The sequence below is a fragment of the Labilibaculum sp. K2S genome, assembly GCF_030372765.1.
Classification (GTDB): Bacteria; Bacteroidota; Bacteroidia; order Bacteroidales; family Marinifilaceae; genus Labilibaculum.
The window spans coordinates 1-15,789 of the sequence record NZ_JAUCMW010000024.1 but is presented as its reverse complement, the minus strand read 5'-3'; the positions used below and the strand labels follow the sequence as shown (position 1 = coordinate 15,789).

Here is a 15,789-nt window from a genome sequence, read left to right as displayed (position 1 = left end):
AGGTATGAAAAAAATATTAATTATAGCAATTATTGGTGTATTCACCTTATCGCTTAATTCCTGCGAAGAATTTTTAGATACATCTTCTCCTTCGGTTGTAGATTCTGAATTTGTATTTTCAGGAGCTACTTCTGCTAAGGGAGCTTTACTGAATGCATACGAAAAATGGAGAGGTAATGCATATGTACACTCTAATGGTCTTTTTTACGATCTTGCAGTTGTCGGTTCTGATGTTGAACATCATCCGGAAACATTTTCATCACAAACACGTCACGTTCCTGAATATTTCTATCCAGGAGGAACTTCAAGTTTTGACATTTCATTTACAGATAGCGAAAAAGCTTGGACAGCTCTTTATGGGATTGTGTCAGTAACGAACTCTTTGATTGAGGCGTTTGAAGGAACAAGTGATTTTGAGGCAATGATGAGTAGTGGAGAAGTGAGTGAATTGTCAGATATTTACGGACAAGCTGTTGCATTAAGAGCTACTGCATATTTTGAATTGTGTCGCTTTTATGGTGATGTACCTCATGTACTTTCTATAAGTGATACAGAGAACAAAGGTCTTGTTTCTCGTGATGAAATTTATGAATATCATATTGATCTATTGAAGAAGGTAGAGCCTTATATGTATCGAGTTGGTGAGGGAGGAAACAATGCTGATGTAATGACCCGAACTTATGTACAAGGACTAATAGGACGTATGTGTCTTTATGCTGGTGGTTATGCTACTCGTCGTACTGATCTCGGAAGTGATTTTTACAAAAAATTGGATGGAAGTGCAATTTCATTTGAGACCATGGGAACTGAAAAGGATGGAGCAGTTTATTCTCGTCGTTCTGACTGGCAGGATTATTTCAATATTGCCAAAACGTATCTGACTAAATGTGTAGAAAATTCTGGTTCTGCATATTTAATTACAAGTGATCCACGTTCTGCTGGAGGAGCTGGACAAGAATTTGGGAACCCATTCCAATACGTATTTCAGATGATGATGACTGGAGAACAACTATCGAAAGAGTCTATCTATGAGATTCCGGAAGAGTATGGTTACTATTCAGAACGTCCTTATGCATTTGGTCGTCCTTCAAATGGTGGCGGTTCAAAAGCTTTCCCTGGTAAGAGTTATTGTCAGTCACGTTTCCAGGCACATTATTATTATGGTTCTTTCGATCCTAAAGATTTACGACGTGATGTTACTGTAGCTGTAACTGGAAGTAAAGGAGATGGTACTGAAGTAATGATCGATTGGATTCCTGGTTCAAAATCGCATGGTGGAATTGCTAATAATAAATGGGATGAAAACCGTATGACCAGTCCATATGTTGCGAAATCACGTAAATCTGGAATTAATTGTCCATACATGCGCGTATCAGATGTTATCCTGATGCTTGCTGAGGTTGAAGCTGCTTTGGGTGAAGATGGACCTGCTAGAGCAGAATTGGAGAAAGTACACAACCGGGCATTTGCTTCACCTTCTGATGCTGATTTGAATGGTTTTATTGCAAAAGCAGGCAGCGTTTACAATGCTGTTTTGGAAGAACGCAAATTAGAATTTGGTGGAGAAGGAATGCGTCGTTATGATCTTATTCGTACTGGTAAATTACCTAAAGCAATAGTAGATAACAGAGAATTGATGACTACTATTATTAATGGTTTACAGGCTAATGGATATTATCAATTCGAGAATGGCAACCAAATACCAATGTATATTTGGACTAAAATGGTTGATGCAAAAGCAACTCATGGTTATCGTTTGACTACGCAATGTGTAGACGAAACAGATCCTGTATTGTTCCCAGGTTGGAGAGGACAATATGACGATTGGCAAAGTCTTGCAACTGAGATTGACAAAACTGTGAATGGACCGGAAACTAATGTTGCTATCAAAGGATTGTTCAATTATATCGCTCCTGGAAGTGCAGAAGCATTGGCTCTTGAAGCTGATGGATATGTTCAAACAAACTGGGGTGCTGATATCGTAGCTAATGCTGCAGATTACTCAACTGATCTTTTTAAAGGTTATAGTGATGCTGACTTTAGTGCGGGTAATCCTCCAGTCTATCTTGTGCCATTGAATTCTACAATTTTAGAGAATTCAGGAATAAGCAATGGTTATGGATTTAATCAATAAGAATGCTTTAAATTCTTAATAATATATAGGATAATCCGTCGATTCGTTGACGGATTATCTTTGCTTTTTATCTCTGGTAATAAGGCATGAAGCTGGTCTCTGTTATCTAAATAGAGATTATAATATAAGTTCTAAAATTGGATAAACACTATTTCTTACTTCTCTTAAAAATGGAATTTGAAATGAATTTTGCTGCTTTCAATAAAAAAACAGACAGATGAAAATTACTCCGATCTTAATAGTCTTGTTTTTTATGTATTTTCCCTTCTCAGGAAATGGTCAAAACTTAGAAAAAAAATCTTCAGTAAAATCGCATACAGAATGGTGCGTGGCTGATTTACTGCAACAAAACTCAAAACAAATAAAGATTCTTGGTCATCCAAAACTGGTTGATTCTCCTTATGGAAAAGTTGTTTTCTTTAATGGATGTAGTGATGCACTTATTTTACAAGAATTGCCTCTTAAATCGATGAAGGAATTTACGGTAGAAATGATTTTTTGTCCAGATACTAATTCCTCTTTTGAACAGCGAATTCTTCATATTGGTGAGGTGTTGGGAAATCGAGTATTATTAGAGTTGCGGGCAGTTGATGATTTCTGGTACTTTGATGGTTTTGCTGCTTCCGGAAATAACAAAAAAGCCTTAATTGATGAACAACTTACTCACAAGCTTGGGCAATGGTGTCATGTCGCTTTAATCGTGAGTCCTAATAGTTTAACAACTTTTGTTAACGGAAAACAGGAACTGTCCGAGTCGTTTTCTTATCAGCCAATCGAGACTGGAAGTTGCTCTATTGGTGTTCGTTTGAATAAACGGTCTTGGTTTAAAGGAATGATTTACAAAATTAGAATCGTGCCCAAACAACTCAACTCCAATGATTTTATGATTTATTAGCTAACTCCGCTTAGAATATAAATACGATAAAACCTACTAAAACTTTAATTTTATTTTTTTTACTTTTTGCTTTTGGTTTGAAACTGAAAGCTCAATCTGAAATTTCAAAGGAACAAATTTGCGAAACGATGCTGAAAGCCACTCAATTTATGGTTGAGGAGGTGAGTACTAATGGTGGCTATGTTTGGTATTATTTGCCTGATTTGTCTCGTCGATGGGGCGAGATGGAAGCCTACAAAACCATGATTTGGCTTCAAGATCCTGGAACAATTAGCATCGGACACTTATTTTTAGATGCTTACCGAATCACTAAAAACGAATATTATTACCAAGCAGCCCAAAAAGTAGCTTCAGCTATTATTTGGGGGCAAAGTAACGAAGGTGGCTGGAATTACATGATCGATTTCGCTGGTGACCGTTCCTTAAAGAAATGGTATAATACTGTTGGTAAAAATGGGTGGAGACTTGAAGAATTTCAGCATTATTATGGCAATTCTACTTTCGACGATGATATTACATCTGATGCAGCAAGGTTTTTACTAAGAATCTATCTCGAGAAATTAGATCCGGCTTATAAACCTGCTCTTGACAAAGCAATTGGCTTTATCTTAAAAAGTCAGTATGCATCAGGGGGCTGGCCACAGCGTTATCCATTAAAATATGATTTCAATAAACAAGGTCATCCTGATTATAGTTCGTTTTACACATTTAACGATGATGTAATTTGGGAAAACGTTCATTTTTTGATTCAAAGTTATCTGACTTTAGGAGAAGAGCGGTTTTTGGAACCCATTCGCCGGGGAATGGATTTTTATCTGATTTCTCAGGACGCTTGCGGAGCTTGGGGACAGCAGCTCAATTTAAATATGGAAACAGAAGGAGCCCGAACCTATGAGCCGGCGGCTTTTTTGCCATCTACAACATGCAAAAATGCAATGCTTCTGTTAAAATTTTATCAATATACCGGCGATAAAAAATTTATTGCCCGTGTTCCTGATGCAATTCGATGGTTGGAGAAAACTAGACTTCCGGCGAATCAAATCGAAACTTATAGAACTCATCCAACTTTTGTAGAAGTAGGAACCAACAAGCCAATATATGTACATCGTAAAGGATCGAATGTGAAATTTGGGACGTACTACATTGACAACGATGATAAAAAGTTATTGGCTCATTACTACGGCAAATGCCGTATTCAACTTGATGAACTGAAGTTTGAATACAAAAGACTTAATGAGCTTGACATAGATAAAGTGACAAAAGATTCGCCTCTAAAGGAGGCTTGTTTTGAGGAAAATGATACACCTCAACGATTTTACGACCTAAACCGTAATGTTTTTACAGGTGCTGTTTCAGAGGCTGAGGTGAAAAATATTATTGGATCCCTTGATCAGAAGAGTAGGTGGTTGGTGAAACATGCTTTTATTAGCCATCCTTACATCGGGGATGGTCAGAATCACAAACAAAGTGATGAGTATTCAACAACACGTGTGGGTGATGAAACAGATACTTCCACTTATCCTGATCCTTCAGATAATCAGTATATTTCAACAAGGGAGTATATCCACAACATGAACCTGCTAATTAGTTTTTTAAAATTAAATCAGCAATAAAAAGAGAATTATTGGTTCATTTTTTATCTGATTAAAAGGATTGATGTCATTTTTTTTAATCGGAAATCAATCAATATTATTTAAAATACATAGTGGTGTATTCGAACTTGTTTTGCAATTATAAAAAAGATTTACCGTGAAAAATTATTTGATTTTGTTAGGGATTGTCCTGTTATTGATAAGTTGTTCAGACACGCAAACTCATACGGTGTTTTTAGCCGGCGATTCTACCATGGCAGAAAAAAAAGCCGATAAATATCCCGAAACAGGTTGGGGCATGAAACTTAACCAGTTTTTTACAGAAAAAATGACTGTTGAGAATCATGCAAAAAATGGAAGAAGTACCCGTACTTTTATTGAAGAGGGACGATGGGATTCTTTGGTCTCTAAAGTAGGAAAGGGTGACTATGTATTCATACAATTTGGACATAACGATCAAAGCAAGCAAAAAATTGATAGATATACTTCACCTGATGACTTTTATAAAAACCTTAGTCGTTTTGTGGATGATGTACGTGTTAAAAAAGGAATTCCTGTATTATTGACACCCCTAATGCGTCGTCGTTTTGATGAAAATGGAGTATTTTATGATGTGCATGGCGAATACCCTGATGTGATTAGGAAAGTGGCTGCCGATAAAAAGGTTGTTTTGCTGGATGTGCATAAATCTTCAGGAGATTTACTAGCCAAATTAGGAGAAGAGAAATCCAGGGCGTTATTTTTAATTGCTCAACCTGGCGTCTGGGAAAATTATCCTGATGGTAGCAATGATAACACTCATTTTAATGAATATGGAGCACAGGAAATGGCTCGTTTAGTAGTGAGTGCATTAAAAGATACGGAATTGGAACTAAAAAAAGAATTAAAAGATGAACAGTAAATTGATTTGTGTATTTGTGGTGATATATTTGATGTTTTCGGCTTGTTCAACACCAACAGTAAAGCAAGATTACAAGGGTGTTCAGGTAACACTCAAAAGTGCCGATAATGGTGATGGCACTTATACCAATCCAATTATTCAGGCTGATTACTCCGATCCTGATGCCATTAGAGTGGGTGATGATTTTTTCATGACAGCGTCCAGTTTTGGATGTGCGCCGGGTTTACCTGTTCTTCATTCCCGGGATTTGGTAAATTGGCAACTGATAGCTTATGCTTCACCCAAAGTAATGCCCGAAGCTCATTATAATAATATACAACATGGTAATGGCATATGGGCTCCATCTTTACGTTACCATAATGGAATATTTTATATTTTTTACGGCGATCCCGATTTTGGAATTTTTATGTTGAAGTCGAAGAAAGCAGAGGGACCATGGAGCGAACCACTTTTAATTAAGGAAGCCAAAGGATGGATAGATTCCTGCCCGTTTTGGGATGAAGACGGACAAGCCTATTTGGTACATGGCTACGCTGGTTCAAGAGCAGGTATTAAAAGTATTTTAGCAGTTAACCGAATGAAACCAGATGGAACTGCATTGTTGGACGATGGCGTTTTGGTATTCGATGGGCATGATGGAAATGGAACTGTTGAGGGGCCTAAATTCTATAAAAAGAATGGATACTACTATATTTTTGCTCCTGCAGGTGGAGTTTCTACAGGCTGGCAATTGGTGCTTCGGTCTAAAAATATTACCGGGCGATATGAGTCGAAGGTGGTCATGAGTCAAGGCAAAACAGAAATTAACGGACCTCATCAGGGAGCTTGGGTTAGTTTGGCAGGTGGCGAAGATTGGTTCCTTCATTTTCAGGATCAGGAAGCGTACGGACGTGTTGTGCATCTGCAACCAATGAATTGGAAGGACAATTGGCCTGTGATTGGTAATGATGCTGACGGCGACGGAACAGGAGAGCCTGTAATTACATATCGTAAGCCTGCTGTTAAACAGGCTGAGATGATTTCTCCTGCAGGTATGGATGATGAGTTTAATGGGGATGCACCTTCTTTGTTATGGCAATGGCATGCCAATCCTGGTCTCGATTGGGGAAAAAGCTTTCCAGGAAAAAGTGTTTTCAGATTGTATTGTCAGTCATCTCCTGAAGAATCTGTTAATTTATGGGATCTACCATCATTGTTTCTTCAGAAATGGCCGGCTGTGTCTTTTGAGGCTGTCGCAAAAGTGAAATTATCACTTTTAAATGAAGGTGAAAGATTCGGATTGATAGTCATGGGACAGGATTATGCCTCAGTAGTGGTAGAGAATAAAAATGGAGAATTGGTTTTGAATGAGATAACTTGTATGAATGCACGTAAAGGATCGGAGGAGAAGTATGCCGGGGATTTTCATCCCGTATCTTCCGATTTGTTTCTGAAAGTTAAGATTGAGGCGGGTGGAATTTGTCATTTTTCATACTCCGAGAATGGATTGGATTATCAGGCGATTGGGCTGCCATTTACAGCAGCGACAGGAAGATGGATTGGTAGTAAAATTGGTTTCTTTGCTCAACGGATGAATAAAATAAATGATTCCGGTTATGTGGATATTGATCGGTTTACGATGAATTAGTGTTTAACTTTACTGACTAATGCAGATATAAAATTAAATCATTTTAAAAAGAAGATATGAAACGTAATAGTGAAAAGTTTATTTTGACAGAAAAATTAGAATGGGAAGACCTAGGCGCTGGTGTTTCCCGCCAGTTTTTAGGTTATGACAATCAAATTATGATGGTGAAGGTGAAATTTGAGAAAGGAGCTGTTGGTGCACCTCATCAGCATTTTCACACACAAACAACCTGTTGCGCAAGTGGTCAATTCGAGTTTACTATTGGTGGTGAGAAAAAGGTGATTGGCGTTGGTGACGGCGTTTATATTGAGCCGAATATGTTGCATGGAGCAGTATGTCTGGAAGCGGGTGTATTAATCGATGTATTCAGTCCGGTTCGGGAAGATTTTCTTACTGGCAGCAGTGTTTCTTATTTAGGAGACAAAAAGTAATATTCAAAATGCAGAAATCTTATCATTGAATTTAAAAACAGGATATTCTGAATCTGGTTAATACCGTTTTTTTTGATTAAAAATTACAATAATGTTGAAATACAAAATAATTCTTCTTCTATTCATTTTGTTCCCAATTATGGGCTGGGGGCAAAATGAATTTCCTAAGGATACTTCGTTTTCTGTATATTCTGCAGGGAAAAAAATTAAGAAGGATTTTCCACAAGCTTTACCGGTTAAAGAAATTGTTTCCAGTGAGTTTCTATCATTACCGAATCAAGTTTACCGGCTAAGACCAAACCGAAAGCTGCGCATGGATGTTTTCCTTCCGAACAGAGAATGTGGGCAGAAACGACCAGTTGTTATGATGATTCATGGCGGCGGTTGGCGGTCTGGTAATAAATCGCATTTGGTTCCAATGGCGCAGCAGTTGGCTGCTGATGGTTATGTAACAGCTTCGGTTGAGTATCGTTTGTCAATTGAAGCTATATACCCGGCTGCTATTTATGACTTGAAGGAGGCCATTCGGTTTTTAAAACACAATAGTGATTTGTATGGCATCGACACAACGAAAATAGCGGTATTGGGTTGCTCATCGGGAGCCACACTTGCAAGTTTTATGGCTGCTACGGCAGGAATAACAAAGTTTGATGATCCTGAATCAGTTTATTCCAACTACTCGTCAAAGGTGCAGGCGTTGGTGAATGTAGATGGTGTTGTTGACTATACTGACCCAAATGAAAGCCGAAAAATAACTAATCCAAAGAAGCCATCGGCTGCAAGTCTGTTTTTTGGAGTTACTTACCAGGAAAATCCGGAACTATGGAAGGAAGCATCTCCAATTAACTACGTGGATGAAAATATGCCGACAACTCTGTACATAAACAGTGCGTTGCCACGTTTTCATGCCGGAAGAGATTCTTTGTTCCATATCCTCGATAGGAATAAAACGTATCACGAAGTACATACAATTGAAAATACACCCCATCCTTTTTGGCTTTTTCATCCATGGTTCGAAGAAGCACATGGCTACATTCTTAATTTTCTTAACACTGTTTTTGAAAGATAAGAAGATTGCTGTTTTTCGGTGTGTTAGAAGCTAAGGACAAAATTTATAAATGATTTAAAATAGAATAAATGAAATATATCTGGATCATTGCATTGTTGACAGTTTTTACAAACTGTGCTATTGCAGGCAATAAGGGTGATATTGTAGTTGCAGCTGACGGAACAGGAGATTATATCTCGCTGACAGAGGCAATTGATCATTTGCCATTTTACAATTATCAGCGTTTGGTGATCTTTGTAAAGAATGGTGTGTACAATGAGAAGATACGAATAGAACAGGATTATCTGACCATTCGCGGAGAAAACCGTGACAGTACCATTATTCAATATGCTCAGCTAAGAGAAGATTGGCAAAAAAACAGAGATTATATTGGCCCAGCAGTTATCAACATCCATGCGGATGATATTATTTTAGATAATCTCACCATAAGAAACACTCAACCCAAGTTGGGGCCTCATGCTTTTACCATTTATGGCACAGGAACACGTACGATTATAACAAATTGCAATGTAACCAGCAATGGTGGTGATACTGTTTCTCTTTGGAATTATAAGGAAGGAATGTATTATCACGACAACTGTTATTTTGAAGGTGGTGTTGATTTTGTTTGTCCCCGGGGATGGTGTTATATTTCAAACTCAAGCTTTAAAGAGTTGATGAATACCGCAGCCGTGTGGCATGCTGCAACTACAAATGAAAATCAAAAAATGGTATTGAGTCATTGTGAATTTATGGGAGTGGATAGTTTCTATTTAGCCCGGCATCATTATGAGGCTCAGTTTTATTTTTTGAATTGCCGTTTTCCTGCAGAAATGAGGGATAAATCTATTCTTCACGTTTTTTATCCGGATAAACCGGAGAAAAACAGACCTTACTTATATGGTGACAGATACAATTTTTACAATTGTGATCGCAAAGCAGGTAATTATTCATGGTTCGCCAATAATATGGATTCCAGCTCTGTTGCTAAAATAACTCCGGAATGGACATTCGATCAAAAATGGAATCCTGAAGATACTTCTTCTATTAAAGTAGTTAAAGTGGAATATGAAAACGAATCTCTTTTTTTGTGGTTCGATGAAATTGTTATGCCGGTTGGCGATTTAAAAATCCGAACAAAAAGCGGTAAGATTTTCTCGTATTTTAATGGGGTAGGACGGGAACGTTTCGAATTTAAAGGTGAAAGCAACCTAACAAAGGAAGACTTACAGCAAAAATTTGAAGTGCTAAGTGGAACTATTCAAAGTATTAAAGCAACAGTTAAGCCCAAAACATATAAATAATACCAATTTAATTCCAAAATAGACTTTATTAAAATCGAATTCAATTTTGTTGTTGCAAATGAAAAACCCGATTGTTCATGCAAAAAGCATTGGCAATCGGGTTTTAATTTGGTGTAAAGATTTGAAATCTATTACATCTATTTTCTAACGGTCTGTTGTTACAAAGACACACCTCTTTTCCAGGGAATAAAATCTTCCTGATTCAATTGATCCGCTTTGCACTCAATCTCTCCGCTGGCAACTTTTATAATGTGCTCCAACATGCTTTCTCCCAATTCGTCTAACGATTGAGTGCCATCTATAACAACCCCTGCGTTAATATCAATAATGTCCGACATTTTTTTAGCAAGGTCGGTATTCGAAGATACTTTTAGTACAGGAGCAACAGGATTTCCCGTAGGTGTTCCTAAACCTGTGGTGAATAAAACCACATTGGCACCCGATCCAACCAACCCGGTTGTCGATTCAACATCGTTGCCTGGTGTGCACAGCAAACTAAGACCATCATGTTTTACGTATTCGGTATAATCCAGCACATCATTAATAGGAGAGGAACCTCCTTTTTTTGAAGCGCCAGCTGATTTCATCGCATCAGTAATCAGGCCGTCTTTAATATTACCCGGAGAAGGGTTCATATCAAAACCAGATCCTGCATTAATTGCTGCTTGTGCATAATCACGCATGATTGTAATGAATTTTTCAGCGTGTTCCGGATTTCCGGTTCTGCTCATCAATTCTTGTTCAACGCCACACAATTCAGGAAACTCCGATAGAATTGCTTTACCACCCAACGCAGTAATTAAATCAGCAACCCGTCCCAAAGCAGGATTGGCAGAGATACCAGAAAATCCATCAGATCCACCACATTCCAAACCAATGGTTAATTTCGAAAGAGGAGCAGGTTTGCGCTCTATTTTATTGGCTTCAACAAGACCTTTGAATGTTTCCTTAATGGCTTTCTCAAGCATTACGGCTTCATTGCCAATTGTTTGCTGATCAAAAATTAATACTGGTTTGTCCAGATTTGGATCCAGACTTTTGATTGCCTCTTGTAAAATGCTTATTTGTGCATTCTGACAACCCAAACTCAATACGGTAGCTCCTGCTACATTCGGATTTTTTAAATAGCCAGCCAGTAATCTACACAAGCTATCGCTGTCTTCACGAGTACCACCACAGCCACCTTCATGGGTGATGAATTTGATATTTATCTGATCGAAAACTTGTTTTTGATCAAGATCCTCTGCTTTTGCCAATGACAATCCTTCGAAAGAAACTCCCGATTGATAACCGGCAGCCATATCCTGAACTAAATTTTCGTATGGATTGGTCTTTTTCTTACCCAAAACTTTTTCGAAAGCCTTTTTCAGGGTTAAAACATTTCTGTTTTCGCAAAATACCAAAGGCAATACCAACCAGTTATTGGCCGTACCAACTTGTCCGTCAGCCCGGTGATAACCCATGAAAGTTTTATCTTTGAATCGTTCAACATTTGGTGCAGTCCAATGAAACTCGCTTGTTTTGTTTGGATCGTATTCAGTTGCTTTGTGTTCTGTATTATCTACGGTAATCGCCTCGCCGCTCTTGATGGTTTTGCTGGCTGTACCTACCACCAAACCGTACATAAACATTTCATCGCCAACAGCAAGATCATTAATTAAAAACTTGTGTTTTGCCTTAATATCTTCCTGTAAAGTGATGTTATTTTCATTAACAGAAATAACATCCCCTTTTGCCAGATTGGTAAGAGCAACGGCAAGATTGTCGCTGCTGTTTATCGTGATTGCTTTATTCATGCTTGTTAAAATTTAAAGTTGCCAATAGCCACATCTTTATTCAACAGTTCCAGCTGACTGGTCATCATTTCTGTTAAACCGTTAATCTGATTTAAATCTGTATCCCAGAATGAAACTTCGCCCAATACTTTACGGATGATTGCTTCCGGAGTTTCTGATGTGGCTGAAAGGGCGGAGAAGAAGGCAACTACTTCATTATTGTCCCGAATTTTAAATGATTCCGACAGATATAATTTAATTAAATAGGTAAATGCCAACACCAATCCTTCAGGCAACTTGTTGTTTGTTTTCAAAGAGTCAAGCAGCGAAGGCAATACACGTACTTTGTATTTAGAAATGGAGTTTAGAGCGATTGATTTTAATTCATGATGAATGTATGGATTCATGAATCGTTCCAAAACTTCGGTTGCGTACAATTCCAATTCTGCTTTTGGCAGATTTATAGTTGGTGCAATTTCATTAAAAATGATGTGGCGGACAAACTCACCTACATTCTTGCTCTCAACCGATTCGCGAACTGTTTCAATGCCGTTTAGCAAAGCAACAGGAACCATGGATGTATGAGCGCCATTCAGAATACGAACTTTTCGGGTACGGTAAGGGCTTAAATCTTTTGTGTAAATTACGTTCAAGCCACATTTGTCAGCAGGAAAAGCTTTTTGTATTTCTTCGCATCCTTCAATCACCCATAAGTGGAAAATTTCAGAGGATACCACTAAATTATCATCAAATCCGATTGATTTTTTAATCTCGTCAATTTCGTCTTTTGGATATCCTGGAACAATACGGTCTACCAAAGTATTTGCAAAATAATTGCAATTGTTAACCCATTGAGTAAACTCTTCGGATAAATCCCATAATTTGGCATAGTCTAAAATCGCTTTTTTAAGCTTTTCACCGTTTTTGTCGATCAATTCTACAGGAATAAACTTCAATCCTTTTGCAGGATCACCGTTAAAATGAGTGAATCGACTCAAAAGAAGCTGTGTCAATTTTCCAGGATAGGTAGAAGCTAGTTCGCCTTCTTTAGGACAGTCGTCCGATTTAAAAACAATACCTGCTTCGGTTGTATTCGAAATCACCAATTCCAATTCATTCAGAATAGCCAGATCTTCGTATTCTTTCTTTTGTTCGAAAGGGTTGATTGCTTTTTGTACGCAGGAGATCAATCTGGTTTCGCTGATTGCTTTTCCATCTTTCAATCCACGGTAAATATGATGATATAAATTGTCTTGTTTTCTTAGCATATCAGTCATACCAAACTCGATAGGCTGAACAATCGCAACTCCTGAGTTGTAATTGTGCTCTTTGTTCATGATGTCAACCATCCAATCAACAAAGGCACGTAAAAAGTTTCCTTCTCCAAATTGAAGAATCTTAATTGGTAATTCTTGTGACGGTACTGTTTCTCTATTTAACTGTCTCATAACCTGATGTTTTTTAAATTTTAATGTGAAGAAATAGTCATATTGTTAGTTTGCGGTAACGTTACCGCATATTTTCTGAAAAAAACCTTTACGAATAAAGGATATATTTTGCGTGTACGTTAACACTTGATGACAAATATAGTATATTGTGCTTACATTTGCATTGCAAACAGAAGTTTTTTTAGATGGTGAAACGAATTACAATTAAGGAAATAGCCCGAAAGGCAGATGTATCAATTGGTACGGTCGACCGAGTTTTGCACAACAGAGGCAGGGTAGCCGAAGCAACCCGCGAGAAAGTGCTCAAAATTGCTAAAGAAGGGAATTATTCCTCAAATGTAATGGCGCGTCATTTAAAGCTGAATAAGACCTATCGGATTTCGGTAATCTTGCCCGAGGAAAACAATTATTGGCTGATGCTTAAAGAAGGCATAGAAGATGGCTGTGCAGAATTCGGACAAATGGGTTTTACGGCCGGTTATTGTTTTGTGGCCAACGATGGTTCTCAGGCAATGCAGTTAAATCGGATATTGAATACCGATGCAGATGGTTTTATTATTGCTCCGTCGGCATTTCATCAGCAAACCGATTTGCTAAGCAAATTAAGAGAAAAAGGAAAGCCATATGTGTTTGTCGATTCAAATATTATTGATGGAGGACAGCTTACTTTTATTGGTCAGGATTCCTACCGAAGCGGCGTTTTGGGAGCTTGCCTGCTGCACGATAAATACTTGTCGGATTACGAGATTTACATCACCACTTTCAGCGAATCGGATATTAAAGAGCAAATCATAAAAAACAGAATAGAAGGCTTCCGAAGCTATTTCGACGAAAATCAGATCAGTCATGTAAATATTCATGAAGTAAATCTCGAAAAAGATCAGATGAATGCCGATGATTTCTTGAATGTACTCTTGAAACATGAAAATCCGGTTCATCTTTTTATACCCAATTCGAAAACCTATAAGCTGACCGAGCAGTTGATTCAATTCAAAGAAACAAATCAATTGCGGGTGGTAGGCTACGATTTACTGCAATCAAACTTACGATTGCTAAATGGTGGGGCTATCGATTATCTGATTCATCAAAAGCCTAAAATGCAAGGCTACTTAGGCATGCAGTCTTTGTACAAAAACATTGTTTTAAAAACAGATGTTCCTTTGCATCAATACATGCCATTGGATATTATCAACAAAGAGAATGTAATGTATTGTCAATAGGGGTGTTGCATGCGGCATTTTTACGGTATTGGTCTTCCTCATAAAGTTGCCTGCAATAAAAAAATGCCATGAAAGCTTGTGTATTCACAAAGGCTTAAAGCTCTCATTTTATTTTTGAAATACGATAAGGAATGTGCAACGGTTGCCAGTGTTGGAGGTGGTTTTTAATCATTTTCCTTTTCTATCTTCTGAATCATTCTTTTTAGCGTTCTCTTTACAATAAGTTGATGAAATGGCTTGACTGGGAAAAAATAAAGTCTGCCAAATAAATTTTTAAATTCAACCCCGGTTGTCAATGTAATTCTCTGTTTTATAGTACCATCATTTATATTATCAAGCAATAACGAAAATCGAAAGCTTAAGTGTTTATCATCCTCACCCATAATAAGTTCATTTTCTGTTCTAATATAAAGTTTAAAAATATCGAGTTGCTCACCCGGCTCAAACTTAAAACTATCTGTGTCCCTTTGTTCGGCAGTAAGCTGAGAAGTTGTTTTTAATCCAAACATTCCTACTATTTTATCTCTTAATGACATTAAGTTATCAGCCCATTTGGGACTACTGGTGAAGAATAATTTTCCGATACTAATTATGTCATAATCCAATCCTTGATTCATAAAATCGCTTTGAAAACTATCAATATAGTGGAATAAGATCTTGTTTTCATTCAGAATTGATTGGTCCGGAATCTTTGTCTGTTTTTTGATCATTTATCTCTGTATTACACGGTTGTTTTTTGTAAGTTGTTGTTATGTCCTGAAAGGACAAAATATAATAACGATGGATTTTAATCCATCGAATAGGCGAACCCATCGAAAAAGGAAAAGCCCTGAAAGGGTGGCACATTAATCCCATCGTTACTATATATCATTCCTTCGGAATTTGTCAATTCGCCTGCAAAGGCTTTCTGTAAAATTAATTTTTTTAGTTCTTCCAAATAGATTTTCATACATCAAATAGGTGTCATCCTATGGTCTTCTTTCTATCAAAATATCGATTGGAAGAGCTTCTGTTTTTGCAAGAGAAACACCCCTCATATTATTTATAGATACAGCTTTTTTTTAACCTAACTAAGATATTCTTTTTAGTTGAGTTTATGTAAGGCGAAAGCGAAAAGTTAAAGCCCTGTTTTTTGATATTTTTGTAATCTTCAATCCAATCGTAAGGACATTGCGTGCAATGGGATCAAGCAGGAAATTTGGGGATCAAAAATAGAAGTTATAATTTTGTTATGAGTTTATAACCATTACCTATGTCAGAGAATATACACTTTGAAAGTATTGTAGGCTTTCTACTCCCATTGGATTTACTTGATTATTTTGAAATCACCGTCGTAAGAAGTTATAAGGATAAACCAGATGTTCACCTGAGTGAGAAAAATATAATTCCCGCGGAATATTCTGATCAGGAATTG

The 15,789-nt window shown here is 37.4% G+C and carries 13 protein-coding genes; 9 read left to right on the top strand and 4 right to left on the bottom strand.

The annotated features are described in order from the left end of the window. Positions 1 to 4: 4 nt before the first annotated feature. The 8 genes from QUH73_RS18350 (at position 5) to QUH73_RS18315 (ending at position 9,932) form a co-directional block, all read left to right on the top strand. On the top strand, positions 5 to 2,134 hold the full coding sequence (locus QUH73_RS18350; RefSeq protein WP_289531895.1) for a RagB/SusD family nutrient uptake outer membrane protein: 2,130 nt from the start codon (positions 5 to 7) through the stop codon (positions 2,132 to 2,134). Between the two features lie 217 nt (positions 2,135 to 2,351). After that, positions 2,352 to 3,029 (top strand): LamG-like jellyroll fold domain-containing protein, encoded by a 678-nt coding sequence (locus tag QUH73_RS18345; RefSeq protein ID WP_289531894.1) that lies wholly within the window; start codon positions 2,352 to 2,354, stop codon positions 3,027 to 3,029. A gap of 128 nt (positions 3,030 to 3,157) precedes the next feature. Further along, complete coding sequence (locus QUH73_RS18340) at positions 3,158 to 4,642, top strand: pectate lyase (RefSeq protein ID WP_289531893.1); 1,485 nt, start codon at positions 3,158 to 3,160, stop codon at positions 4,640 to 4,642. Positions 4,643 to 4,778: 136 nt separating this feature from the next. After that, positions 4,779 to 5,522 (top strand): rhamnogalacturonan acetylesterase, encoded by a 744-nt coding sequence (locus tag QUH73_RS18335; RefSeq protein WP_289531892.1) that lies wholly within the window; start codon positions 4,779 to 4,781, stop codon positions 5,520 to 5,522. Continuing rightward, positions 5,512 to 7,149 carry a glycoside hydrolase family 43 protein gene (locus QUH73_RS18330; RefSeq protein ID WP_289531891.1) on the top strand — a complete coding sequence of 546 codons (1,638 nt, stop codon included), beginning with the start codon at positions 5,512 to 5,514 and terminating at the stop codon, positions 7,147 to 7,149. Before QUH73_RS18335 ends, QUH73_RS18330 begins: the two co-directional genes overlap by 11 nt. 56 nt (positions 7,150 to 7,205) lie before the next feature. Continuing rightward, positions 7,206 to 7,580 carry a cupin domain-containing protein gene (locus QUH73_RS18325; protein WP_289531890.1) on the top strand — a complete coding sequence of 125 codons (375 nt, stop codon included), beginning with the start codon at positions 7,206 to 7,208 and terminating at the stop codon, positions 7,578 to 7,580. Between the two features lie 91 nt (positions 7,581 to 7,671). Further along, positions 7,672 to 8,649 (top strand): alpha/beta hydrolase, encoded by a 978-nt coding sequence (locus tag QUH73_RS18320; RefSeq protein ID WP_289531889.1) that lies wholly within the window; start codon positions 7,672 to 7,674, stop codon positions 8,647 to 8,649. A 68-nt stretch (positions 8,650 to 8,717) separates the two neighbouring features. After that, the gene (locus QUH73_RS18315; protein ID WP_289531888.1) at positions 8,718 to 9,932 is read left to right on the top strand and encodes a pectinesterase family protein; all 1,215 of its coding nucleotides are present in this window, start codon (positions 8,718 to 8,720) and stop codon (positions 9,930 to 9,932) included. 158 nt (positions 9,933 to 10,090) lie between these two features. Here the strand turns inward: QUH73_RS18315 and QUH73_RS18310 are convergent, their stop codons facing one another. Then, positions 10,091 to 11,728 carry a UxaA family hydrolase gene (locus QUH73_RS18310; RefSeq protein WP_289531887.1) on the bottom strand — a complete coding sequence of 546 codons (1,638 nt, stop codon included), beginning with the start codon at positions 11,726 to 11,728 and terminating at the stop codon, positions 10,091 to 10,093. 5 nt (positions 11,729 to 11,733) lie between these two features. Beyond that, positions 11,734 to 13,155, bottom strand: a complete 1,422-nt coding sequence (locus QUH73_RS18305; protein ID WP_289531886.1) for a tagaturonate reductase — start codon at positions 13,153 to 13,155, stop codon at positions 11,734 to 11,736. Positions 13,156 to 13,340: 185 nt separating this feature from the next. Here QUH73_RS18305 and QUH73_RS18300 point away from each other — a divergent pair, with 185 nt between their 5' ends. Beyond that, positions 13,341 to 14,375, top strand: coding sequence for a LacI family DNA-binding transcriptional regulator (locus QUH73_RS18300; RefSeq protein WP_289531885.1), 1,035 nt, complete (start codon positions 13,341 to 13,343; stop codon positions 14,373 to 14,375). 164 nt (positions 14,376 to 14,539) lie between these two features. Here the strand turns inward: QUH73_RS18300 and QUH73_RS18295 are convergent, their stop codons facing one another. Beyond that, positions 14,540 to 15,085: a DUF2867 domain-containing protein gene (locus tag QUH73_RS18295; protein ID WP_289531884.1), complete on the bottom strand. Its 546-nt coding sequence runs from the start codon at positions 15,083 to 15,085 to the stop codon at positions 14,540 to 14,542. 77 nt (positions 15,086 to 15,162) lie between these two features. After that, positions 15,163 to 15,324, bottom strand: a complete 162-nt coding sequence (locus tag QUH73_RS18290) for a hypothetical protein (RefSeq protein WP_289531883.1) — start codon at positions 15,322 to 15,324, stop codon at positions 15,163 to 15,165. Between the last annotated feature and the right edge of the window lie 465 nt (positions 15,325 to 15,789).

What these genes read in the sequence shown, in the direction of transcription:
- QUH73_RS18350 (WP_289531895.1), top strand. Translation starts at nt 5, where the DNA reads ATGAAAAAAATATTAATTATAGCAATTATTGGTGTATTCACCTTATCG.
- QUH73_RS18345 (WP_289531894.1), top strand. Translation starts at nt 2,352, where the DNA reads ATGAAAATTACTCCGATCTTAATAGTCTTGTTTTTTATGTATTTTCCC.
- QUH73_RS18340 (WP_289531893.1), top strand. Translation starts at nt 3,158, where the DNA reads ATGCTGAAAGCCACTCAATTTATGGTTGAGGAGGTGAGTACTAATGGT.
- QUH73_RS18330 (WP_289531891.1), top strand. Translation starts at nt 5,512, where the DNA reads ATGAACAGTAAATTGATTTGTGTATTTGTGGTGATATATTTGATGTTT.
- QUH73_RS18325 (WP_289531890.1), top strand. Translation starts at nt 7,206, where the DNA reads ATGAAACGTAATAGTGAAAAGTTTATTTTGACAGAAAAATTAGAATGG.
- QUH73_RS18320 (WP_289531889.1), top strand. Translation starts at nt 7,672, where the DNA reads ATGTTGAAATACAAAATAATTCTTCTTCTATTCATTTTGTTCCCAATT.
- QUH73_RS18315 (WP_289531888.1), top strand. Translation starts at nt 8,718, where the DNA reads ATGAAATATATCTGGATCATTGCATTGTTGACAGTTTTTACAAACTGT.
- QUH73_RS18310 (WP_289531887.1), bottom strand. Translation starts at nt 11,728, where the DNA reads ATGAATAAAGCAATCACGATAAACAGCAGCGACAATCTTGCCGTTGCT.
- QUH73_RS18305 (WP_289531886.1), bottom strand. Translation starts at nt 13,155, where the DNA reads ATGAGACAGTTAAATAGAGAAACAGTACCGTCACAAGAATTACCAATT.
- QUH73_RS18300 (WP_289531885.1), top strand. Translation starts at nt 13,341, where the DNA reads ATGGTGAAACGAATTACAATTAAGGAAATAGCCCGAAAGGCAGATGTA.
- QUH73_RS18295 (WP_289531884.1), bottom strand. Translation starts at nt 15,085, where the DNA reads ATGATCAAAAAACAGACAAAGATTCCGGACCAATCAATTCTGAATGAA.
- QUH73_RS18290 (WP_289531883.1), bottom strand. Translation starts at nt 15,324, where the DNA reads ATGAAAATCTATTTGGAAGAACTAAAAAAATTAATTTTACAGAAAGCC.